Raw genomic sequence first — 22,932 nt, 5'->3', positions numbered from 1 at the left:
TTTCCTGTTCCTGTTCGCATGGCGCTTCGTGATACTGAGCGATCAGGTCACCCTCACGCAGGCCATCAGCGGATCGACACCTTTTCTGGTGCTGGGGGCCATCGTCTGCGGCCTGTTGATCCTGACCGCCGTGATCCAGGCGCGCGCCACTGTCTATACAATCACGAACCGGCGCGTCGCCATGCGGATCGGCGCCGCGCTGACCGTGACGCTGAACCTGCCCTATACGCAGATCGCGAATGCGACACTGGATCTGCGCAAGCGTGGCACTGGCACAATCGCCCTGGACCTGATGGGTGATACGCGCCTGTCATACCTGGTCTGCTGGCCTCATGTGCGCCCTTGGGTGATGCGCCGCACCCAACCTGCGCTGCGCTGCATTCCCGAGGCGTCCAGGGTCGCCGAACTCTTGAGCGAGGCTGCGGAAAAGCGCGTCTCAAGCCCTGTCATCGCACGCCATGGCGCATCCCGTCAGGGTAGCACCGTTGCAGCGGAATGAGGACCAGACCATGACAATGCCCGTTCACCCCTACAAGGCACAGCCAGAAGCGGAACTGATCCCGCGTGTTCTGGGGCGTGCCCTGACCGCACTGGTTCTGGTCTGCCTCGCACTTGTGGCGATGGCACGCCTGACGGATCGTCCGCTGGAGGCAACCCCACCGGTCCTGCCCGTGGTGGCAGAGCGGGTCATCATCCTGTCGGGAGACATGAGCGGTGCGGCCCGGGTTCTGGATGCCAACGGACAGGTGATCGCTGAACTGACGCCCGAACAGGGCGGATTCATTTCGGGTGTCTACCGGGTTCTGGTGCGCGAACGCACCAAGCATGGTGTCGCCCTTGACGGACCCGTGCGGCTTGTCCGCACGCAAGGCAATCGTATTGCCATCTATGACGACACGACAGGATGGAGCGCGGACCTCATGGGGTTCGGGCTTACAAACACCAGGGCCTTCGCCAGGCTGCTGGACTGACATCGAAAAGGGAATCGATATGGGACTGTTGACGAAAGACTTTGAAAGCGCGCCTTGCACCGTCGAGGTAAGCCACAGGTTCGAAAGCCTGCACGCGCACGTGAAATTCAACAATGGCGCCGTGATTTATCCCGGCGACGAGGTCAAGGTGCATGGGCCACAGATCATGGCCCCCTATGGCGAGGTGGTGATCGAGGATCGCGAAGCCACGATCATCCGCGCCAGCAAGCTTGAGCGGCTCTGGACCCGCCTGACGGGTGACTTCGAATTCATGGAGCTGTGCGAATTCTCGTTCTCCGAGGAGGTGACGCTATGAATGTTCATTCCGCAGATGCGCTGACCGTCGAAGAGGCCCTGGCCACCCAGGAAGCCGCGCAGGAAAAATTCGACAGCGAAGCCGCGACGCAAGTTGCCATGCAGGATACCCTGCTGACGCCGCGCTTTTACACCACGGATTTCGACGAACTGGATGCCGTCGATGTGACGCCGGTGCGCGAAGACTGGGACAAGCTGATCGCCCAGATGCAGAGCGACCCGAACCGCGGCCATTTCAAGAAGAACGAGAACTGGGATCATGTCGATTGGGATGGGATGGAGCCGCAGCTGAAAAAGGAATTCCTTGATTTCCTGATCAGTTCCTGCACCGCCGAATTCTCGGGTTGCGTGCTTTACAAGGAAATGAAGCGCCGGGGCAGCAATGCCGACATCACGCAGCTTTTCCAGCTTATGGCGCGCGACGAGGCGCGTCATGCCGGGTTCATCAACGATGCCCTGCGCGAGGCGGGCGTTGCCGTGAACCTTGGCTTTCTGACGCAAAAGAAAAAATACACCTATTTCAGGCCCAAGTTCATCTATTACGCCACCTACCTGTCGGAAAAGATCGGCTATGCGCGCTACATCACGATCTTCAGGCATCTGGAAGCGCATCCCGAGCACCGCTTCCACCCGATCTTCAAATGGTTCGAGGAATGGTGCAACGACGAGTTCAGCCATGGTGAGGCCTTCGCCCTTCTGATGAAGACCGACCCCAAGCTGACCTCGGGCATCAACGTGCTGTGGATCAAGTTCTTCCTCACTGCGGTCTATTCCACCATGTATGTGCGTGACCACCAGCGCCCAGCCTTTCACAAGGCGCTTGGCGTTGACCCGGACTGGTATGCCCATGAGGTCTTTACCAAGACGTCGAAGCTGTCCGAGCAGATCTTCCCGATCACGCTGGACATCGACCATCCGCGCTGGCAGCGCGGTCTGGTCCGCCTGCAAAAAGCAAATGCCGATCTGGCGCGCGCCAAGACCGAAACCGGCATCGGCGCGGCTCTGACGCGGCTGACATCTCAGGCCCGTGCGGCAGCAGCTTTCGTATCGCTGTTCACGATCCCTGCGAAGACGCACCGTGTACCCGCAACAACCCGGCTGGAGCCCGCTTACTGATGCTGGAGAACCCCTGGATCGCCGGGCTTTCAGCCCTCTTTGTCTGGTGGTTTTCCACCGGGGTGATCCTTGTGGCCGTGCGCTATGCCGACAGGCATGGCGCGCGGGCCTGCAACATGGCGACATGGATGGCGCTGCCGTTGTTCTGGCTTGGCCTCTGGGGGCTGCACGCGACATCCACGGACGGGTCCGTGACCGGCGCCTATCTTGCCTTTCTTTCGGCAATCGCGGTCTGGGGCTGGATTGAACTGGCCTTCCTGACCGGGATCATTACCGGGCCGAACGCACATACCTGTCCCGACAAGCTGCCGGAATGGGAACGGTTCATTCGCGCCTGGGGCACCATCGCCTATCACGAAATGCTGCTGGTCGCGGTTCTGATCCTTGTCATGCTGTATTGCTGGGGCGCGGAAAACACCTTCGGGATGTGGACCTTCGCGGTGCTGTTCTTTGCCCGCGTTTCGGCCAAGCTGAACCTTTTCTTCGGTGTGCCGAAGATCAATGTCGAATTCCTGCCAAGCCCGCTGGCGCATCTGCCCAGCCATTTCCGGCTGTCGCGCCTGAACTGGGTATTCCCCTTTTCAGTGACCGCCCTGACCTTTGCTGCCGCATGCTGGATGGAACGGCTGATTGCCGTCGACACCGCGGGCGGCACTGTCGGGTTTGCCCTTCTGACCGCGATCACCACTCTTGCCCTGCTTGAGCATTGGCTGATGGTCGTGCCCCTGCCCGATGAAAAACTCTGGCGCTGGATGCTACCCGCGCCAAAATCCGCCCATCCCGACACAACACCCCTGAAAAAGACCTAAGACATGAGGACGCCCATGGACTACGACGCCCTGTTCCAGACACAGCTCGACGCATTGAAGGCCGAAGGCAATTACCGCATCTTCGCCGAGCTCGAGCGCCAGCGGGGCCAGTTTCCGCGTGCCATCAGCCATAGCGAGAATACGCCCGACCAGGTGACGGTCTGGTGTTCCAATGATTACCTTGGCATGGGTCAGCACCCCGTGGTGATCAATGCGATGAAAGACGCCGTCGATCGTTTCGGCGCCGGCGCCGGCGGGACGCGCAACATTTCGGGCACCAACCACGCCCATCTTCTGCTCGAGCGTGAACTGGCCGATCTGCACGGCAAGGAAGCCGCACTTCTGTTCACGTCAGGCTATGTGTCCAACTGGGCCGCCCTGAGCACGCTGGGGTCACGCCTGCCCGACTGCATCATCCTGTCGGATGAATTGAACCATGCCAGCATGATCGAAGGCATTCGCCACAGCCGGGCGAAAAAGGTGCTTTGGAAGCACAACGATCCCAAGGATCTGGAAGCCAAACTGGCGGCTCTGCCCGCAAATGCACCCAAGATCGTAGCCTTCGAGAGCGTCTATTCCATGGATGGCGACATCGCACCCATCCGCGAGATTGTGGAGGTCGCCGAGAAATACGGCGCAATGACCTATCTGGATGAGGTCCATGCCGTCGGCATGTACGGACCGCGCGGCGGCGGTGTCGCCGAACGCGAAGGCCTGATGGATCGCATCACCCTGATCGAGGGTACGCTGGGCAAGGCTTACGGCGTCGTCGGCGGCTATATCACGGGGTCAGTGGCGCTTTGCGATTTCATCCGGTCTTTCGCAAGCGGCTTTATCTTCACTACCGCCCTGCCCCCGGCCGTTGCCGCAGCAGCACAGGCAAGCATCGCGCATCTGAAGGCGTCGAACACCGAGCGCGAAGCACAGCGACAGCAAGTTGCCAGATTGCGCGCAAAGCTGGATCGCGCTGGTATTCCGCATCTGGACAATGACAGCCACATCATTCCGGTGATGATCAAGGACCCGGTCAAATGTCGTCAGCTGGCCGATATCCTGATGCAGGACTTCGGGATCTATGTGCAACCGATCAACTACCCGACCGTCCCCAAGGGAACCGAGCGGCTGCGCTTCACGCCTTCGCCCTATCACAGTGATGCCGACATCGACCATCTTGTCGCGGCACTGACAACGCTGTGGAAGCGCTGCGCGATTTCCCACGCCGTCGCCTGACCGCTTGACGCAAGAGGGGGACAGCGTCCCCCTCTTTCTACCTCTGCCCCATTCTGCGTATCTGGCCAGGTGGCCCGCCAAATCGGCGGCGGAACGCGCGCGAGAAACTCGTGGGATCGACAAAACCGCACCGCAAGGCGATCTCGCGCAGACTATGGCGCGTGTCGATCACCATCCGTCGCGCCGCTTGCAGCCGCAGGTCCAGATAGGCAGTGGCGGGCCCCTGCCCCAGACCATCGCGGAACAATTGCTCCATCCGCCGTATCCCCAATCCCTGGGATTCAGCAATGTCGGCAAGTGACAGGGGTTCTTCCAGATGCGCGCTCATGCGATAGAGAGCCGCCGCAAGCCGCGGGTCATTGGCCAGCGGCAACATGCTGGGCCGCTGCGGACGTGCGCCGTCCGGCTGGGCCTCGTACTGGAAAGACGCGGCTACCTGTCCGGCCAGGGCCGCACCCAATCGCGCACTGATCAGATGCAGCATCAGGTCAGCGGCCGGCGCGGCCCCTCCCGCCGTGAAACGGTTTCGCGAAATGACAAATCGATCCGGCACAACCTCGACCGCCGGATGCATCTGGGCAAAATCCTCAAGATCCTCCCAATGGACCGTGGCGCGATGACCATCGAGCAAACCGGCACGGGCCAGAACCCAAGGCCCTGCATCGACCGCGCCGACGGCACGAAACCGCCCTGCCATGCGTCGGATACCCGTGATCAGGGGCCGGGTTGCGATTTCCGACTGGTTATAGCCCGCGATGACGACCAGCACATCAGCCCCTTCAGCAGCCTTCAACGGGCCGACGGCCGGCAATTCGATACCACAGGTCAAGGACACCGCGCCGCCGTCCGGTGAGACGACACGCCAGCGAAACCCCTCGCGCCCCAGATGGCGGTTGGCGTTGCGCATAGGGTCCAGAACAGAGGCAACCTCGAGGATCGACGCGCGCGGCAGCACAAGCGCGGCAATCTCCAGCGGTGCATCCGAACGGGCGAATACTGTTTCGTTTTTTGTCATTTCTCATTCGTAAAATGCCAAGTTCCACGACACAAGCCTGATAGCCTTGCAAGACCAAGGGAGGTGACCATGCCGCTATCCATGAATCGTGAGGTTTTTATCACTTGCGCCGTGACAGGCTCGGGCGGGACGCAAGACATGTCGCCCCATGTGCCGCGCTCGCCCGAAGCTATCGCCGCATCCGCCATCGAAGCGGCCAAGGCCGGTGCCGCTGTCGTTCATTGCCATGTGCGGGATCCGGAAACCGGCGCCCCCGCCCGTGACCCTGCCCTTTACCGCGAAGTGACGGAACGCATCCGCGATGCATCCGTCGATGTCGTGCTGAACCTGACCGCTGGCATGGGCGGCGATCTGCTGTTTGACGGCACCGAAACCATGAACCGCATGTCGCAACGCTCGGACATGGCTGGCGCCACCGAACGTGTCCATCATGTTGTCGAATGCCGCCCCGAAATCTGCACGCTGGATTGCGGGACGATGAACTTCGCCGAAGCCGACTATGTCATGGTCAATACGCCGGGCATGTTGCGTGACATGGCAAAACGCATGACCGACGCAGGCGTGCGGATCGAGATCGAGGCCTTCGACACCGGCCATCTGTGGTTTGCCAAGCGGCTGGTCGAGGAAGGCGTGATCCCCGATCCGGTCCTGGTACAGCTTTGCATGGGTGTGCCATGGGGCGCCCCGGATGACCTGAATACCTTCATGGCGATGGTGAACAACGTGCCGAAGGATTGGCACTGGTCGGCGTTCTCCATCGGACGAAACGAGATGCCCTATGTGGCAGCTTCGGTTCTGGCTGGCGGCAATGTCCGCGTGGGTCTGGAAGATAACCTTTACCTTGAGAAAGGCGTTCTGGCGACCAATGCACAACTGGTCGATCGCGCCGTCACCATCATCGAAAACATGGGCGCGCGGGTGATTTCGCCCGCCGAGGTGCGGGCGAAGCTGAAGTTGGAAAAGCGCGCGCCTTCATAAAAGGTCGGAGAGGATGGTCTACTTCGGTTTCGCTTTTGTCATTGCGTTGGTCATAGTGCCACTCTTTTTCCTGCCATTTGCCGCCAAAAGCTGGCGGATGCTTGTTTTGATCGCAGGGATCACGGCGTTGGTTTGCGCCGTCTCGGTGGTGTATTTTCTTCCAGGCGTGACGAAACCTTGGCCGAGTTTCCTACTCGGAATGTTTGCGGCTTTGGCTGGGGTCAGCGTTGGGTTTGGTGCCATTGTGCGTGGCTTCATTCTGTTTCTGCGTGGAGGCAAGGCGCAGGTTGATATGTGGCCGATAACAGTCGCGGGAATCGGAGTGATGTTGGTTGGAACCTATGCGGTACTTTGGAAACTGGGGTGACGTTCTAAGGGCTGAAACCGCAGCTCCATCCTCAGTTTCGCTGAGGTAACGACGCACCCGATGATACAAATCAGAGTGAGGAAAGAAGAACATGACACGCAAGGCGGCAATCATAGGCGGTGGCGTCATCGGCGGCGGTTGGGCCGCCCGGTTTCTGTTGAACGGCTGGGATGTCGCAATCTTCGATCCCGACCCCGAAGCCCCGCGCAAGATCGATGAGGTTCTGGCGAATGCCAAGGCATCACTTCCGGCGCTGTCGGATGTGCCCATGCCACCGATCGGGCGGCTGGTGTTTGCCAAAACGGTCAAGGATGCCGTGCAGGACGCCGACTATATTCAGGAATCCGTTTCGGAGCAGCTTGCTCTCAAGCATCGTGTCTATGCCGATATTCAGGCCAACGCGCCTGACGCGCCGCTCGGGTCTTCGACATCGGGCTTCAAGCCTTCGCAGCTTCAGGAGGGGGCGGTCAACCCGGCCACCATCTTCGTGGCGCACCCGTTCAACCCGGTTTACCTGCTGCCGCTGGCAGAGGTCGTGCCCAGCCCTGCAAGCAACCCCGCCCTGATCGAGCGCGCCAAGGATATCCTGCGTGACATCGGAATGTTCCCCCTGCATGTCCGCAAGGAAATCGACGCGCATATCGCTGACCGTTTCCTTGAAGCCGTGTGGCGTGAGGCGCTGTGGCTGGTCAAGGATGGTATCGCCACCACCGAAGAAATCGACGAAGCGATCCGCATGGGTTTCGGCCTGCGCTGGGGGCAAATGGGCCTGTTCGAGACCTATCGCATCGCAGGTGGCGAGGCCGGTATGAAACATTTCCTTGAGCAGTTCGGCCCCTGCCTGACATGGCCCTGGACCAAGCTGATGGACGTGCCCGAATTCAACGATGAACTGGTGGACCTGATCGCCGGACAATCCGATGCTCAATCGGGCCACCATTCGATCCGCGAGCTGGAGCGTATCCGCGATTCCAGCCTGGTCGGCTTCATGCGAGCGCTCAAGGACCGTGACTGGGGCGCAGGGCGCGTTTTGAACGCCCATGATGCCGGCCGGCGAAAGGCCGCACTGTCCGGAACGGATGCTGCCGCCGCGCCCCTGACGCTGGCCCATCTCCAGGTGCTTCCCGGTTGGATCGACTACAACGGGCACATGACCGAAAGCCGCTATCTTTTCGCGGGTTCGGAAACCTCGGATGCGTTCTTGCGTCTCATCGGTGCAGGCATGGATTACGTCGCCGCAGGCCATAGCTACTATACGGCGGAAACCCATATCATGCACCTCGGCGAGGCAAAGCTGGGCGACCGTCTGACCGGATCGCTTCAGGTCCTGTCGGCGGATGAAAAACGGCTGCATGTCTTCATCAGGATCGAAAAGGATGGCGCGCCGGTCGCCACGCTGGAACAGATGTTGCTGCACGTGGACATGAATGCAGGCCGCGCCTGCCCTGCTGCGCCAGAGGTTCTGGCACACCTGTTCAAGATCCGCGACAGCCATGCCGCCCTGCCCCGGCCCCCGGCAACGGGCCGCCATGTTGGTCAGAGGAAAGGCTGATGCATTTCGCCCTGACTGAAGAACAGCGGATGATCGTGGATACCACCCGCGCCTTTGTCGAGGCCGAGTTGTATCCCCACGAAGCGCTGGTGGAGCGTACGGGCCACCTGCCGATGGAATTGATCCGCGAGGTGCAGGCCAAGGCGATGGCAGCAGGTCTTTATGCTGCCAACATGCCCGAAGAGGTTGGGGGCGCTGGACTGGATACGCTGAGCTGGCTGCTTTACGAGCGCGAGCTTGGGCGCGCCAATTACGCGCTCCACTGGACCTGCGTCGCGCGCCCCTCGAACATCCTTCTGGCCGGAACCGAGGCACAACGGCAGAAATACCTCTACCCCTGCTTGCGCGGCGAGACTTGGGATTGCCTGGCCATGACCGAACCCGGTGCCGGGTCTGATCTGCGCGGGATGCAGGCAACGGCGCGGCAAGACGGGGGTGACTGGGTGCTGAACGGCACCAAGCATTTCATCAGCCATGCCGATATCGCAGGCTTTACCATCGCCTTCATGGCAACGGGCGAGGAAGAAACACCACGCGGCAAGAAAAAGAAAATCACCGCCTTTTTCGTGGACAAGGGAACCCCGGGTTTCACCGTGCGCGACGGGTATCGCAATGTCAGTCACCGGGGCTACAGCAACGCGATACTGGAATTCGATGATTGCCGGATCCCGCAGGAAAACATCCTTGGCGAGTTGCACAAGGGTTTCGATGTCGCCAATGAATGGCTGGGCGCCACGCGGCTGCAAGTCGCGGCCACATGTCTTGGCCGCGCGGCGCGCGCGCTTGGCCATGCATTGAGCTATGCCGCAGATCGCCGCCAGTTTGGCCAGCAGATCGGCAAGTTCCAGGGCATCAGCTTCAAACTCGCGGACATGGCGATGGAACTGAAGGCGGCAGAGCTTCTGACCTGGGAAGCGGGCTGGAAGTTCGACCAGGGCAGCGTCACCGATGCCGACATGGCAATGGCCAAGCTGAAGGCGACCGAGGTTCTGGCGATGGTCGCGGATGAGGCGATCCAGATTCACGGGGGCATGGGTCTGATGGATGAATTGCCGCTGGAGCGTATCTGGCGCGATGCCCGTGTCGAACGGATCTGGGAAGGTACGTCCGAAATCCAGCGCCATATCATCAGCCGCGAACTGCTCAGACCCTTGGGGGCATGATGGACCTGTCCCGGCTGCTGCGTCCCCGCTCGATTGCCGTACTGGGATCCGGCTGGGCGGCAAATGTTGTCGAACAGTGTCAACGCATGCAGTTTGACGGACAGGTCTGGCCCGTGCACCCGACCCGCAGCCATATTGGCGGGGTGCCCTGTTTTCCCTCCATATCCGCCCTGCCCGCGCCACCAGACGCCACCTTCATCGGCGTCAATCGCCATGCAACCCTGGACGTCGTGGCAGAACTGGCGAGCATGGGTGCAGGCGGGGCCATTTGCTTTGCATCGGGATGGCGTGAAGCAGGCGAAACCCACCTGCAGGAGCAGCTTGTCCGCAATGCCGGGGCGATGCCGATACTGGGGCCCAACTGCTATGGCCTGATCAACTATCTGGACGGCGCCCTGCTCTGGCCTGATCAGCACGGTGGGCGGCGCGTTGAACGGGGTGTTGCCTTGCTCAGCCAATCCTCGAACATCGTCATCAACCTGACCATGCAAGCGCGCGGTCTGCCCATAGCCTATGTGGCCTGCCTTGGAAATGCCGCGCAAACAGATCTTGCGACACTGGCAGGGGCGCTGCTTGCCGATGAAAGGGTGACTGCCCTTGGGCTTTACATCGAAGGCTTGGGGGATGCCGTGGCTTTCGCGGCACTGGCTGAAGCGGCGCAGGCTGCTGGAAAGCCAATCGTGGCCATCAAGTCAGGTAAAACCGAAGCGGCACAGAGTGCGGCCGCCTCGCACACGGCATCGCTGGCGGGCGGAGGTGCGGCATCCTCCGCATATCTTCGTCAGATCGGTGTGGCCGAGGTAAACACCCCGGCCGAGCTGATAGAGACGCTGAAAATCTTTCATCTGCACGGCGCCGGCATCGGGCGGCGGCTTTGCTCGCTGTCATGTTCCGGGGGTGAAGCAGGGCTGGTCGCTGACCTTGCGGGCACCTTCAGTCTGGATTTCCCACCGCCGGAACAAGTGCAGCGCGACAGGTTGAAGAATATTCTCGGACCCATTGTCACAATCGCCAACCCATTGGATTATCATACATTTATCTGGGGCGACGGTCCACGAACCACCGATGTCTTCAGCACGATGCTGCAAGGTTACGATGCGGGCATCTTCGTCATAGACCCCCCCCGCCCGGACCGTTGCGACCCCTCCAGCTTCGAACCTGCCCTTGCTGCGATTGTCGCTGCCGGACGCATCACTGGCAAACCGGCTTTCCCGGTCGCGTCCATGCCCGAGAATTTCGACGAGGAACGCGCTATCGCACTCATGGATCAGGGGATCGCCCCACTGATGGGACTGGAAACCGCGCTTGCGGCACTGCGCGCCGCACAGACAGGACCGGGTCAGGTCGGGTGGCGGCCCTGGGCGCCGGTTATCCGCAATGGTCCGCTGTCCCTGCTGCCCGAGGATGCCGCAAAGGCGGTGATGCACCGGGCCGGTGTTGCCGTGCCGCGCGGGGTCAGCGCCCCTGCCCTGCCAGACCTGCAACAGCTGGTTAAGGCATTGCACCCTCCCTTTGCCTTGAAAGGTCTGGGGTTCGCCCACAAGACCGAAGCCGGGGCCGTTCGCCTGAACCTGCAATCGCTTCAGGGTCAGCTCGAGATACCCGGCGCCACCGGCTATCTGGCAGAGGAGATGGTGACCGGCGCCCTGGCTGAGGTTATGATCGGCTTGCGGCGCGATCCGGTCTATGGCGCAACGCTGACGCTTGGCTTTGGCGGCATCACGGCAGAGCTGCTTGCCGATACGGTGACGATTGTCTTGCCCTGCTCGGACGGCGATGTCGAAGCGGCCTTGCGGGCATTGCGCCTCTGGCCCTTGCTGGATGGTTACCGTGGCCGACCGCGTGCCGATGTGGCAGAGGTCGTCAAGGTAGTGATGACCTTGCAAGACTTGCTGAACAGCGATCCTTTTCTTGAGGAAATCGAAATCAACCCGCTGATGGTCCTTGATCGGGGTGCTGTCGCAGCGGATGCCGTGATCTGGAAGGAAGACATATGATGCAGATGCGAAGCGAAGGCCCAATCCTGACCCGCCGCGAAGGCGCGATCCTTGAGGTGACGCTGAACCGACCCAAGGCTAATGCAATCGACCTGGTCACAAGCCGGATCATGGGCGAAGTGTTCCGGGAGTTTCGCGACGAAGACAGTCTGCGCGTGGCGATCCTGCGCGCCGAGGGCCAGAAATTCTTTTGCCCCGGATGGGATCTGAAAGCCGCGGCAGATGGCGATGCTGTTGATGGCGACTATGGTGTCGGAGGCTTTGGCGGGCTTCAGGAACTGCCCAACCTGAACAAGCCGGTGATCGCCGCGGTCAACGGGATTTGCTGCGGCGGCGGTCTTGAACTCGCACTGAGCTGCGATCTGATTCTTGCGGCTGACACCGCAACCTTTGCCCTGCCCGAGATACGGTCGGGTACTGTAGCCGATGCCGCGTCGATCAAGTTGCCCAAGCGTATCCCCTATCACGTGGCCATGGATCTGCTGCTGACCGGCCGCTGGTTCGACGCCGAGGAAGCCTTGCGCTGGGGGCTGCTCAAGGAAGTCACATCGTCTGATGACCTGTTGTCGAAAGCGTGGGACCTTGCTCGTCTTCTGGAAAGTGGGCCGCCCCTTGTCTATGCGGCGATAAAGGAAGTGGTCCGCGAGGCCGAGGACATGCGGTTCCAGGACGCTCTCAACAGGATCACGAAACGCCAGTTCGTGACCGTGGACAGACTCTATTCAAGCGAGGATCAGCTTGAGGGGGCGCGCGCCTTCGCCGAAAAACGCGCCCCGGTCTGGAAGGGCCGTTGATCTGTTGAAAAACGCGATTTCTGCAGGAACAGAGTCGCTTCAGCAGTCAATCACAACGTCCGAAACCTCGGGATCAACCGCGCGACAGGCTGCAAGGATACGACTGGTCAGATGCGTCTGGACATAGGCTGCATGAAACCGGCTTGGCGCTTTCAGCGTCAGACGCCCGCCTGCCCTGCCCGTCCGTGTCAGCGCGCGCAACCATGATCCATAAAGCGCCGCATCGGCACGATGCAGCATTCCTTGCGCCAGGGCCCATTCGGTTCCGGGCGACATATCTGGCGCGGGCACCTCGGCGCCCCTGAGCGGCAAGGGAATAACGCGATCATCCTGCTCTGGCGTACCCGCCATCCTTTGGGCGAAATCCGGTCCGACCTCATTCCAGACCGGACGGGTATCGGCCTCGATCTGGCTGATATCGAGCCTGTACTCGGTGACATGTCCGCGCGCGCCCTGGCGGCGCACCACAAGCCATCCCATAGCCCGCAACTGAGCCATCTCGCGTTTGACGGTACGCTCATCGACGAACCACATCCGCGCGATCTCGCGTTGGCCCACGGCAAGTTCGTCGCGCTGCCAGTTGTAGCGCGCAGTGATCAGGGTCATCAATCGCAGGATTCGCCGTTGCAGCGCTTTGTCCTGCGACAAGGCATGCACACCCATTGCCGTCAGCACGTCATACTTGCGCACGGCCGCTGATCGGCCGACAGGCTTGATCGAAACCATCGGGAAACCTCGCTCGTGATCCGGCATTGCCGGTGACTGCCTCTGTCAGAATCTGTGTCCCGATCTTGTATTCTTGGGGCTGAGATTAGCCGAACACATCGCTTTTCACCAGCCTTAACTGATTTGCGTCCTGTGATCCGATTCTGTCAAGCGTTGACTGTGCCAGGATCCTCTTTCCATGATCCGAAGGTGAATAAAATGGTATTGTTTGGTATTGGGTGACGCCTTGGCTGTCCCCTAATATCCCGAAAATGTCCCCCAATCTGTGGTGTAGCGCTTTTCGATGTCCCCCTACAGACTGTGGTTTCAACAAGACGACGGGCCAGGATATCGAATCATCGCCGTTTGTGTCCGGCGCCTTTTTCAACTGGCCTGACGCAGCTTTCCGCCCAGTGATGCTTTGACGTGTTTTCCATGATATTCGGTTTTGCCTTTTTGGCAAATCCAGCGTAAATCTGAGTTCGAGAAAAATTAGCGTCCCCGCAGGGACAGGAGCATAAATGTTTACCCATGCCGACCTTGCGCGCCTTCAGGCCCAATCCCTCAAGATGCAGGGTTTCATACGGCAGCAGACCTATTCGCCGCAGCGCGAAAAGACACTGCGCCGCTTTTCCAGCTGGGAAGTGGCGGAGCTGATCTTCAAGGTCAATCAGTCAACGCTGCGTGGCAGGTTGGCCAGCGACCCCTCCCTGCCTCAGGGGTTGGTCGAGGAAGACGGGCGCCAGCGTTGGTACTCTCTCGACGAGATCAACGAGATGCGGCGCAAGCTCAAGGTCAACCGCAAATCGCTCATGCCGCGTCGTCCCATGGGCAAGCGGGCCTTTCGCGCGGCCATTGCCAACTTCAAGGGTGGCGCGGGCAAATCGACGGTTGCGTTGCATTTCGCGCATGCGGCGGCTCTGGATGGTTACCGGGTGCTTTGCGTCGATTTCGATCCGCAGGCTACCCTGTCGCATTCGATGGGCCTGACCGACGTGACCGAGGAATACACCGTCTGGGGCATCATGGCCCGTGACCTTGCCCGTGAAACGGCGCGGATGAATTCGGCGGCACGGGGTGCGGAAAGCGGCGCGACACTGCCCCAACGCCGCCTGCCCGCTTCCATAACCGAGCTTGGGCTGGCCGATCTGCGCGTGACCGATTTCATCAAGCAAACCAACTGGTCGACCATCGATATCGTTCCGAGCTGTGCAAATGCGGCCTTCGTGGAATTCGCAAGCGCGCAGTATCGGCACATGAACCCGGAATGGTCGTTCTTCGCGGCGGTGTCGCGGTTCCTGGATCAATTGCCCGCGGATGCCTATGACCTTGTATTGTTCGACTGCCCGCCCGCCATCGGGTACCAGTCGATGAATGCGGTCTTTGCTGCTGACATGCTCTATATCCCATCCGGTCCGGGTTACTGGGAGTATGACAGCACCACCTCTTTCATCGGGCAGCTTGCCGAGGCGCTGGAGGATCTGTCGCGCTTTGCCGGCCTTGTCCCCGCGGGGACGATGACCTTGCCCAAGGCGTTTTATGATGTGCGGTTTCTGCTGACCCGGTTCGAACCCAACAACGAGTTGCACCGCGCCATGCAGCAGGCGTTCGGGAAGGTTTTCGGCGAACGGCTGTGTTCGAACACGATCGAGATGACGCGCGCGGTCGAGCAATCCGGGCGGTTCCTGTCGTCAATCTATGAAACCGATTATCGTGACATGACCCGGGAAACCTGGCGGCGCGCGCGCGGGTCCTTCGACACCGCTTATGAAGAGTTCAAGGGCAACGTCCTTGCGGCATGGGATCAGATGGAGACTTTGGGATGAGCAAGAAAAGACGCGTCTTCGATATCGAGTTTGACGCCGCCGCCCTGGAGCCGGAGACGGCCGCGCCTGTCCCCGCGGGGACAGAGACCGAGGCGCGGCGCGGCCCCATGGCCACCGCGATCGGCGAGAATGCAGCCGCATTGGCCGATCGGCAAGCGGCGGAGGCCGCAATCCGGGCAGAGAATGACCGCCTGGCGCATGCTTTCGTGGCCTTGAAGAAAAGTGGCCTGATCGTCGATCTGATTCCGCTGGAACAGGTCCGCATGACCAAGCTTACGCGAGATCGGGTGGCAAAGCGCGATCCGGAACTGGACGAGTTGAAAGCCTCGATTCAGGCCGTGGGTCTTTCGAACCCGATCCGCGTCGAAGAGGTGGATGATGGCGTCTATGAACTGGTGCAGGGCTTTCGCCGCCTGTCCGCTTTCAGGGAGCTTCATGCGGAAACCGGGGATCCAGCCTATGCCAGGATACCAGCCGGCCTGATGGCGAGGGGCGCGCGCCTTGCCAAGTTATATCAGCGCATGGTGGACGAGAACCTGATCCGCCGGGATATTTCCTTTGCCGAGATGGCGCAGCTTGCCTGGGCCTACAAACGCGAGGAAACGCAGGAAGAGCTTGATGTAGGCGAGGCCATAGATCTGCTTTATGCGTCTGCGGGTCGGCAGAAACGCAGCTACATCAAGCATTTTGCCCAATTGATGCGCCTTCTGGGGAATGACCTTGCCCATGCCGAGGCGATCCCGCGGGCATTGGGGTTGCAACTGGTAAAAATGATGGAGGAGGATGCGGGCCTTGCCGGCCGTATCCGTGCGGTTCTGGCGAATATGCCGGACCGCGATGCAGATGCAGAATTGGCCCTGTTGCGGGACGTGACGAAACCGGCCAAGCCCGGTGCGGTTCACGAAACTGGCAAGCCCGCGACAAAGCCACCCGCTGCCACAACGGCAAAGACCACGATCAGATTGGCCCGGCCTGACGGGCTGGCGAAATGCGTGGCGTCTGATGGCCGGGTTGAGGTGCAGTTCGCGCGCGATTTCTCGGCGCTTGACCGGCGCAAGCTTGAACAGGCGCTGCGGGCTTTCCTCGATAGTCTCGAGGTGTGATCAGTCTCTGTTCCGCCTCAGAACACCCTCTTTTTGGAGAAGGTCCTTGATCAGGTCGCAGATCATGCCAGGGCTTTCCTCATGGGCCAGGTGTCCCAGTCCCGGCAGCGCGATATGCTGCGCATTGGGCAAGCGTCGGGCGGCCTGTTCTGATGTTTCGACCGGAACGGCCTTGTCGCCGGTTCCCGCGATCAGGATCGTCCTTGCGGCGATTTTGGGAAGGTCTTCCAGAAGGCGGTCCAGCTTCCATTGTGACATCATCAGAAGCGTTGCTTCCACATGTCCACGGTCGCGGATCAGGCGCTCGTAAAGGGCCATACCTTTTTCGTCCAGATCAGAGCCTGTCGAACGTATCAGAGCCTGAATCCGTCCGGGTGCCGCAACGCTTCTGACGAACAGGCTGGCTGTCAGCGGGTTCAGGGCCAGGACTTTTGCGAGCGCGGGAAACAACCATCCCGCCACACCTTTGAAATGCCCAAGTGCTGCGTTCAGGCCGATGACGATCGGGCGTTGTCCCCGTGGGGACAAAAGGGTTTCTGACAGCCGCAGAGCTATGGCGGCCCCCGCTGAATGGCCGATAATGGCATCGGGGTGCCAGCTTTGCGATGTGCACAGGCTGGCGATATCGCTGCTCATATGATCAAGGCCGCAACGCTGGCGCGCGCCCAGCTGTGTGAAACCCTGACCCGGAAGATCCAGCGCAATCACATGCATATCGGTTGCAAGTTCCGGAAGAACGTCCCGCCAACTATGGGTCGCCCCACCGGCCCCGTGGATCAGCAGAACGGTCGGCCCCGCGCCAGTCTCCTGGATATGCCAGCGATGCGGGCGATGCGCCACGCGGCGCGATAGGGCCGCGTTGGGCCATGTCTGCAGATCCCGGTCCCAGTCCATGGGCCTAGCCTTCCAGCGCGGAAGAAATCGCGCCGCTCAGCCGTTTTGCGTCAGCTCGGGGCAAGGGCAGGTAGGGCGCGCCCATTTGGGCCGCAAGCGCGCGCAGCGTGTCTTGAGGGCGGGCCGACATGTCCAGCACAAGACCGGGGATGCCCTGTGCCCGGATAAGTCTTGCCAGCGTTTCGGCATCGGTCGCGGCCCGCAGGCGGTCCGCCGTGCCGTCAAGCGCGATATTGGCCCGCCCATCCGTCAGCATTGCCAGCGTTGGGCTAAGGCCGCGGCTGCGGGCTTGCATGGCCAGTTCGCCGGCAGCCTTGAGCCCTGCTGCCAAAGGCGTACCGCCGCCGCCCGGAAGGCTGGCAAGGCGCCGTTTCGTCTGTACCAGCGAACGGGTCGGCGGCAAAAGTACATCCGCCGCGATACCGCGAAAGGTGATCAAGGCCACATGGTCACGGCGGGCATAGGCTTCGGCCAACAAAAGCTCGACCGCGCCCTTGGCTTCGCCCAGTCGCGACATGGCCGCTGATCCGGATGCGTCGACCACGAATATCAGCAATCGGTCCGATTTTTCCTCATACCGTTTCAGCCTTATATCCGAGGGGCGGATCAGCAACCCTTTCGCCCAGGGGGTCGCCTTGCGTCGCAGCGGTTGCCAGGGTGCTGCGGCCCGCAGCGTGGCGACCAGATCAATCCGTGATGTGCCATCAAGTCGCCCGGCGCGCGAGGGCAGGGGGCGACCGCGTCGGTTGCCCTTGTGCCGTGCGCCAGCCCCGCCTGATCCACTGGCGCCGCGCGTTGTCCCCGCGGGGACAAGCTGATCCAGCAGGTGGGCCGGCAGGACCGCGCGGACGGCATCAATAAGCATTTCGTCAGGAATGCCGTCAGAGGGTTCGTTGTTGTCACCATCCTGCGATTGGTCCTGCGGGGCAGGCGGTTCGGTATCGGGTGGGGGCTGGTCTTCGTCTTCGGGCAGCATCGTTGCGCGTGACGGGTAGATAAGGCGCGCGGCCTGCGCCAGGTCATCGAAAGTGATCCGATCACGTCCGTTCAAGGCCACAAGTGCCCGCGCTGCCCGCAAGGCCAGGAGGGGCGCGCGCAGGCTGTCTATGCCAAACCGCGCCGCAAGCATGACAAGCGCGCTGATGTCCTCTGTCCCCGCAGGGACAGATGCAAGACGCGCCCGCGCCCGTATCAGCGCGTTGGGGTCCATCGCTGCGGCTGTCACATCAGCCAGGCCAAGACTGTCCAGGTCTATATGAAAGGCCAGACGTTCGGTAAGGGCAGGGGGGGCGTGCTCACTGGCTTCGGCACCTTCGTCCAGCATGATCAGGCAATGACCCTTGTCGCTATCCAGAACCTGTGCCAGCTTTGCCGCCAGGTCCGACCCTGCGCGTTCTGCCATGGTCAGAACAAGCATGCTTGGCGATGAAGTAAGCCCTTGATTAAAAACCATTTTTTCACCAGCAAGCGTAGCGGCAAGATCAATGCCGCCAAAAAGCTGTTCGTCCGTGATCGTCGGGTGCAGTCTGGAACGGGGCAAGGACATGCCGTCAAGCATGGTCAGGAACGCCTGTCGTGCTGGCCCGGACCGTGCGCGCAGGCACAGCCCCTTCAACCCGGTGGGATCAATTGCCAGCAGGCGCAGGGCCAGGCAAGCGGCCTCCCATCTGTCGCCCGCCTCGCTCACCCCAGTACGTCCGCGACAGTCCGGGCAACCCGTGTGGCCGATCCAGCCTCATCCAGCGGATCGCGCCGCAGGCGGTGGCTCAGTGCCGAAGGGGCAATGGCGCGCAGATGATCGCGGCGCAGGGTCGCGTCATCCTCGAAAGCCGCCAGTGCCCTTGCGGTACGGAGCAGCGTCAACTCGCCACGCAATCCGTCAGACCCAAGGGCCACGCATAATTCGGCACAATCACGCAGGATAGACTCTGGTGTGGTGATCCTGGGCAAGGCTTCCCGGGCTGCCAGAATGCGGTTGCGGATCTTGGTATCGGCACTACGCCAGCGTTTCATGAAGGCGGCATTGTCTGTCTCGAAGGCATCGCGACGGCGAATGACCTCGATCCGCTCCTCGATATCGGTGGGGGATCGCACCTCGACCGACAGGCCGAAACGATCCAGCAGCTGGGGTCGCAACTCTCCTTCTTCCGGGTTTCCTGACCCGACCAGAACGAACCGGGCGGGATGACGGATCGACAGACCCTCGCGCTCGACCACGTTCTCGCCGGACTGGGCCACATCCAGAAGCAGATCGACGATGTGATCCTCCAGCAGGTTGACCTCGTCTATGTAGAGATATCCCCGGTTGGCCCGCGCCAGCAGACCCGGTTCGAACGCCTTCTCGCCGCGTGTCAGGGCGCGTTCGATATCCAGTGCGCCCACCACCCGATCTTCGGTGGCGCCAAGCGGCAAGTCGATGACTGGCGTCGGTCGCGATGTAACCTTTTTCGACCCTATTTCAGCCCATTCCGGGCAATCCTCGATCCTGGCCGAGTTGACGGGACACCCTTCAACAGCCGTGATCGGGGGCAAAAGCGCCGCAAGGGCACGCACGGCGGTGGACTTGCCGGTGCCCCTGTCGCCAAAGACAAGAACGCCGCCAATCCCCGGGTCGATTGCCGTGAGGATCATCGCCTGTTTCATCGCGGCTTGTCCCACGATGGCCGAAAAGGGAAAGGGTGCTGTCATGCAGGTCTGTCCAGTCTGTTGAGTGGGCTTGTGCCCTGCCAGCTGCCCGTGTCACCCAGGACACGAAAGCGGGCGTAAAGTTCTTCGCGGAACCATTTGCCCTCGCGAACGGCGCGGATCGCCTGTGCGTGCGGGCCATCCTTGCGGGCGAAATCGGCCATGCTTGTATCGTCCGGCCATATCGAGAATGTGATCTGGTGCAGCAGGGGCACCTCACCGATGCCGATCTTGAAGGCCACGTTCCGGTCGGCGCCGATGACCTGGCTGATATCCGGGACCTGGCGCCAGAATTTCAGCGCGACCCAAGGCTTGACGGTTGCGCGGGTCAGGGCCGCCAGCGGGCCGGGGCAGGGGGCCTCCGTGACCGTGAACGGTGCGATGCCAGACCAGACGCCGCGCGCGGATGTGGGGGCCAGGAACACGGTCCAGTCTTCGACTGACCGGCGGCGGTAGCGTTGGAAGATCGATGCCTCAGCTGTCTGGCGGCGGGCCGTGTCTTCGTCAGGCCATGTCGCCAGAATTGCATAGACTGCTGTGTTAGGGACCGGGGTGAACCCCTCGCCCGTGCCAGAGCCGCACAGTTTCCAGAACCCGATGCCCGGCACACGGGGCATCCACAGACGCGCAGCACCCATCATTGCCAGCGCCCAAAGGCGGTCTGTCACGCTGGCATAGCGGAAAAAGCTGAGACTTACGGTCTGCATGGCCCCTCTTTCGTGGCGGGTGTCAAGTTAGTCTGACATGGCCCATGAGAATTGAAAAGATACAACGCAGTAGATTGTAAACTAAACTAGACATGTTACTGTTGACAGATGATGACACGAGTCGATCCCCGTCTTGCAGACGAAGCCGCCCGCGCCCTTGCGCCCCATGCCGTTGTGATCGGTGCCGGACTGGGGGGTCTGGCCTCGGCCATGCGGTTGGGTGCGCGCGGTTATCGAGTCACGGTGATCGACAAGCTGGACATGCCGGGCGGGCGTGGTTCTGCGATCACGAAGAACGGGCACCGCTTCGATCTGGGGCCTACTATCGTCACGGTGCCACAAATATTCAAGGAACTCTGGGCGGCTTGCGGTCGCAACTTCCACGACGAAGTGGACCTGCGCCCGATGGATCCATTCTACGAGATCCGTTGGCCGGACGGATCCACCTTCACGGCCTGCCAGGATACCAACGCGATGCGCGCCGAGGTCGCGCGCCTCTCGCCCGCAGACGTGGCTGGTTACGAGCGTTTCCTGAAGGATAGTGAAAGCCGCTACTGGTTCGGGTTCGAGGACCTGGGGCGGCGGTCCATGCACAAGCTGATTGATCTGCTGAAAGTGCTGCCCACATTTGTCCGGATGCGCGCCGATCGATCAGTTTATGCCCATGCCGCCAAGCGGTTCAAGGACGAGCGGTTGCGGATGGCCTTCTCGTTCCATCCGCTTTTCATCGGGGGTGATCCGTTCAACGTGACTTCGATGTATATCCTGGTCAGCCACCTGGAAAAGGAATTCGGGGTGCATTACGCGATGGGTGGCGTAGCGGCGATTGCCCAAGCCATGGCCCACGTGATCGAGGAACAGCACGGGTTGCTGCGTTACAGATCCGAGGTGGACGAGATCGTCATCGAAGATGGTCGCGCCACGGGTGTCAGGCTGACCGGCGGCGAGCGGATCGATGCGGATATCGTCATCTCGAATGCCGATGCGGGGCATACCCATACCCGGCTTTTACGCCATCATGCGGCAAAGCGCTGGACCGACAGGAAGCTTGCGAAATCGCGTTGGTCGATGGGGCTTTATGTCTGGTATTTCGGCACAAAAGGCACCGCTGCCAAGTGGAAAGATGTCGGTCATCACACCATCCTGAACGCGCCGCGTTACAAGGGGCTGGTTCATGATATCTTCATCAAGGGCAAGCTGGCAGATGACATGAGCCTTTATGTCCATCGCCCCAGCGTGACAGATCCCTCTGTCGCTCCGGAAGGGGATGACACGTTCTATGTCCTCAGCCCGGTGCCGCATCTCGGGCATGACAATCCCGTGGATTGGAAGACCGAGTCCGCAACCTACCGCACCAAGATGATCAAGGTGCTAGAAGATCAGTTGCTGCCAGGCCTTTCCGATCATCTGACCGAAGAGTTGATCTTTACGCCCGAGGACTTCCGCGATCGTTACCTCAGCCCCTATGGGTCGGGCTTCTCGATCGAGCCGCGAATCCTGCAAAGCGCCTGGTTCCGTCCACATAATGTCAGTGAAACGGTCCCCGGATTGTTTCTGGTCGGGGCGGGCACACACCCTGGCGCGGGTCTCCCCGGTGTCGTGTCCAGCGCCGAAGTGCTGGATCAACTGGTTCCCGATCCTGAAACCATACAGGCGGCACGGCGATGATAGATCCCCGCGATATGGCCCATTGCGAGGAAGCGATCCGTCACGGGTCATTGTCCTTTCACGCGGCGTCCCGCCTCTTGCCCGCGAAGGTGCGCGATCCGGCCCTCGCGCTTTATGCGTTCTGCCGGCTGGCGGATGACGCGGTTGATCTTCAACCCGAAAAGGCGCGGGCGGTTTTGTCGCTGCGCGACCGCCTGGATCTGGCCTATCAGGGCCGCCCGCTGGATGCGCCCGCGGACCGGGCCTTTGCCGCGATGGTCGAGGATTTCGAGATGCCGCGCGCGCTGCCGGAAGCCTTGCTGGAAGGTCTGGCCTGGGACGCGATGGGTCGCCGCTATGCGACCCAATCCGAGCTCTATGATTATTGCGCCCGTGTTGCGGCGGCAGTCGGTGCGATGATGTGCGTATTGATGCGCGTCCGCTGCCCGGATGCGCTGGCGCGGGCCTGTGATCTGGGTGTCGCGATGCAGTTGACCAACATCGCCCGTGACGTGGGCGAGGATGCAATGGAGGGGCGGCTCTACCTGCCGACCGACTGGCTGGCCGAAGCCGCTCTGACACCCGCGGCATTTCTGGACAACCCGCGCCCGACCAAGGCAATCCGCCAGATGGTGCGCCGTCTGCTGGTTCAGGCCGACCGGCTTTATGCCCGGTCCGAGGCCGGAGTGGCCGGTCTGCCGCGTGCCGCAAGGCCGGGGATCTTTGCCGCGCGCTTCATCTACGCTGGGATCGGCGCACAAGTCCAAAAGGCCGGATATGATTCCCTGACTACCCGGGCACATACATCCAAACCGCAAAAACTTGCTTGGCTGGGGCTTTCGATGCTGCGCGCCGGGGCAACCATGGCCATGCCGAAATCGGCCCTTCTCTATGCCCAGCCCCTTGACGAGGTACGCTTTCTTGTCGATGCCGCCGCCCGTCGGCCGGCCGTGGCGACAAGCCGTTCGGATGCGTTTATCGGCGCATTGGCACAGCTTGAACAGCATAGCCGCTCGCAAAGGCTGGCCTTGATAACCGGAACGGAAGGGGCTAGCTGA

The 22,932-nt window shown here is 61.3% G+C and carries 22 protein-coding genes; 16 read left to right on the top strand and 6 right to left on the bottom strand.

The window, feature by feature from the left end; genetic code table 11:
* From puhB to hemA, 6 genes are all read left to right on the top strand, one after another.
* Positions 1-499: photosynthetic complex putative assembly protein PuhB (gene puhB, locus ACFQ3C_RS18290; RefSeq protein ID WP_380794969.1), on the top strand; the 499-nt coding region annotated here is incomplete at its 5' end.
* A 10-nt stretch (positions 500-509) separates the two neighbouring features.
* On the top strand, positions 510-971 hold the full coding sequence (puhC, locus tag ACFQ3C_RS18285) for a photosynthetic complex assembly protein PuhC (protein WP_380794966.1): 462 nt from the start codon (positions 510-512) through the stop codon (positions 969-971).
* A 19-nt stretch (positions 972-990) separates the two neighbouring features.
* Complete coding sequence (locus tag ACFQ3C_RS18280; protein WP_380794964.1) at positions 991-1,287, top strand: hypothetical protein; 297 nt, start codon at positions 991-993, stop codon at positions 1,285-1,287.
* Entirely contained in the window at positions 1,284-2,402 is a 1,119-nt protein-coding gene (acsF, locus tag ACFQ3C_RS18275; RefSeq protein ID WP_380794961.1) for a magnesium-protoporphyrin IX monomethyl ester (oxidative) cyclase, read from the top strand. The genes ACFQ3C_RS18280 and acsF overlap by 4 nt, the downstream gene beginning before the upstream one ends.
* Positions 2,402-3,211 carry a putative photosynthetic complex assembly protein PuhE gene (gene puhE, locus ACFQ3C_RS18270; RefSeq protein ID WP_380794959.1) on the top strand — a complete coding sequence of 270 codons (810 nt, stop codon included), beginning with the start codon at positions 2,402-2,404 and terminating at the stop codon, positions 3,209-3,211. Before acsF ends, puhE begins: the two co-directional genes overlap by 1 nt.
* Positions 3,212-3,226: 15 nt before the next feature.
* The gene (gene hemA / locus ACFQ3C_RS18265; protein WP_380794975.1) at positions 3,227-4,441 is read left to right on the top strand and encodes a 5-aminolevulinate synthase; all 1,215 of its coding nucleotides are present in this window, start codon (positions 3,227-3,229) and stop codon (positions 4,439-4,441) included.
* Positions 4,442-4,478: 37 nt separating this feature from the next.
* Here hemA and ACFQ3C_RS18260 read toward each other — a convergent pair whose 3' ends face one another.
* Positions 4,479-5,456, bottom strand: a complete 978-nt coding sequence (locus ACFQ3C_RS18260; protein ID WP_380794956.1) for a GlxA family transcriptional regulator — start codon at positions 5,454-5,456, stop codon at positions 4,479-4,481.
* A 69-nt stretch (positions 5,457-5,525) separates the two neighbouring features.
* On the opposite strand from ACFQ3C_RS18260, the gene ACFQ3C_RS18255 reads away from it, so the two are divergent.
* The 6 genes from ACFQ3C_RS18255 (at position 5,526) to ACFQ3C_RS18230 (ending at position 12,307) form a co-directional block, all read left to right on the top strand.
* Positions 5,526-6,434: a BKACE family enzyme gene (locus ACFQ3C_RS18255; protein WP_380794953.1), complete on the top strand. Its 909-nt coding sequence runs from the start codon at positions 5,526-5,528 to the stop codon at positions 6,432-6,434.
* A gap of 13 nt (positions 6,435-6,447) precedes the next feature.
* The gene (locus tag ACFQ3C_RS18250; RefSeq protein ID WP_380794951.1) at positions 6,448-6,801 is read left to right on the top strand and encodes a hypothetical protein; all 354 of its coding nucleotides are present in this window, start codon (positions 6,448-6,450) and stop codon (positions 6,799-6,801) included.
* A gap of 91 nt (positions 6,802-6,892) precedes the next feature.
* On the top strand, positions 6,893-8,353 hold the full coding sequence (locus ACFQ3C_RS18245; protein ID WP_380794948.1) for a carnitine 3-dehydrogenase: 1,461 nt from the start codon (positions 6,893-6,895) through the stop codon (positions 8,351-8,353).
* Positions 8,353-9,516, top strand: coding sequence for an acyl-CoA dehydrogenase family protein (locus tag ACFQ3C_RS18240; RefSeq protein WP_380794945.1), 1,164 nt, complete (start codon positions 8,353-8,355; stop codon positions 9,514-9,516). The genes ACFQ3C_RS18245 and ACFQ3C_RS18240 overlap by 1 nt, the downstream gene beginning before the upstream one ends.
* Positions 9,513-11,513 (top strand): acetate--CoA ligase family protein, encoded by a 2,001-nt coding sequence (locus tag ACFQ3C_RS18235; protein WP_380794942.1) that lies wholly within the window; start codon positions 9,513-9,515, stop codon positions 11,511-11,513. The genes ACFQ3C_RS18240 and ACFQ3C_RS18235 overlap by 4 nt, the downstream gene beginning before the upstream one ends.
* A complete protein-coding gene (locus ACFQ3C_RS18230; RefSeq protein ID WP_380794939.1) occupies positions 11,510-12,307 on the top strand; it encodes a carnitinyl-CoA dehydratase in 798 nt (265 codons plus the stop codon). The genes ACFQ3C_RS18235 and ACFQ3C_RS18230 overlap by 4 nt, the downstream gene beginning before the upstream one ends.
* Before the next feature lie 39 nt (positions 12,308-12,346).
* Here ACFQ3C_RS18230 and ACFQ3C_RS18225 read toward each other — a convergent pair whose 3' ends face one another.
* Positions 12,347-13,033, bottom strand: a complete 687-nt coding sequence (locus tag ACFQ3C_RS18225; protein ID WP_380794936.1) for a DnaA N-terminal domain-containing protein — start codon at positions 13,031-13,033, stop codon at positions 12,347-12,349.
* A gap of 500 nt (positions 13,034-13,533) precedes the next feature.
* Here ACFQ3C_RS18225 and ACFQ3C_RS18220 point away from each other — a divergent pair, with 500 nt between their 5' ends.
* Entirely contained in the window at positions 13,534-14,838 is a 1,305-nt protein-coding gene (locus ACFQ3C_RS18220; RefSeq protein ID WP_380794934.1) for an AAA family ATPase, read from the top strand.
* On the top strand, positions 14,835-15,941 hold the full coding sequence (locus ACFQ3C_RS18215) for a ParB/RepB/Spo0J family partition protein (protein WP_380794932.1): 1,107 nt from the start codon (positions 14,835-14,837) through the stop codon (positions 15,939-15,941). Before ACFQ3C_RS18220 ends, ACFQ3C_RS18215 begins: the two co-directional genes overlap by 4 nt.
* On the opposite strand, the gene bchO is transcribed toward ACFQ3C_RS18215, so the two are convergent.
* From bchO to crtA, 4 genes are read right to left on the bottom strand one after another with little or no spacing between them, the layout of a single operon-like run.
* Positions 15,942-16,835 carry an alpha/beta fold hydrolase BchO gene (bchO, locus tag ACFQ3C_RS18210; RefSeq protein WP_380794929.1) on the bottom strand — a complete coding sequence of 298 codons (894 nt, stop codon included), beginning with the start codon at positions 16,833-16,835 and terminating at the stop codon, positions 15,942-15,944. It lies immediately after the preceding gene.
* 4 nt (positions 16,836-16,839) lie between these two features.
* Positions 16,840-18,522, bottom strand: coding sequence for a magnesium chelatase subunit D (locus tag ACFQ3C_RS18205; RefSeq protein ID WP_380794926.1), 1,683 nt, complete (start codon positions 18,520-18,522; stop codon positions 16,840-16,842).
* The gene (bchI, locus tag ACFQ3C_RS18200; protein ID WP_380794923.1) at positions 18,519-19,523 is read right to left on the bottom strand and encodes a magnesium chelatase ATPase subunit I; all 1,005 of its coding nucleotides are present in this window, start codon (positions 19,521-19,523) and stop codon (positions 18,519-18,521) included. The genes ACFQ3C_RS18205 and bchI overlap by 4 nt, the downstream gene beginning before the upstream one ends.
* Entirely contained in the window at positions 19,520-20,227 is a 708-nt protein-coding gene (gene crtA, locus ACFQ3C_RS18195) for a spheroidene monooxygenase (RefSeq protein ID WP_380794920.1), read from the bottom strand. Before crtA ends, bchI begins: the two co-directional genes overlap by 4 nt.
* Positions 20,228-20,335: 108 nt before the next feature.
* On the opposite strand from crtA, the gene ACFQ3C_RS18190 reads away from it, so the two are divergent.
* Together ACFQ3C_RS18190 and crtB are read left to right on the top strand one after the other, a co-directional pair.
* Positions 20,336-21,895: a phytoene desaturase gene (locus ACFQ3C_RS18190; RefSeq protein ID WP_380794918.1), complete on the top strand. Its 1,560-nt coding sequence runs from the start codon at positions 20,336-20,338 to the stop codon at positions 21,893-21,895.
* Positions 21,892-22,932 carry a 15-cis-phytoene synthase gene (gene crtB, locus ACFQ3C_RS18185; RefSeq protein ID WP_380794916.1) on the top strand — a complete coding sequence of 347 codons (1,041 nt, stop codon included), beginning with the start codon at positions 21,892-21,894 and terminating at the stop codon, positions 22,930-22,932. Before ACFQ3C_RS18190 ends, crtB begins: the two co-directional genes overlap by 4 nt.

The sequence above is a fragment of the Seohaeicola saemankumensis genome (genome assembly GCF_042678485.1).
GTDB lineage: Bacteria > Pseudomonadota > Alphaproteobacteria > Rhodobacterales > Rhodobacteraceae > Seohaeicola > Seohaeicola saemankumensis.
Note: the sequence above shows the minus strand (reverse complement) of the source record. Positions and strands in the feature narration are given on the sequence as shown.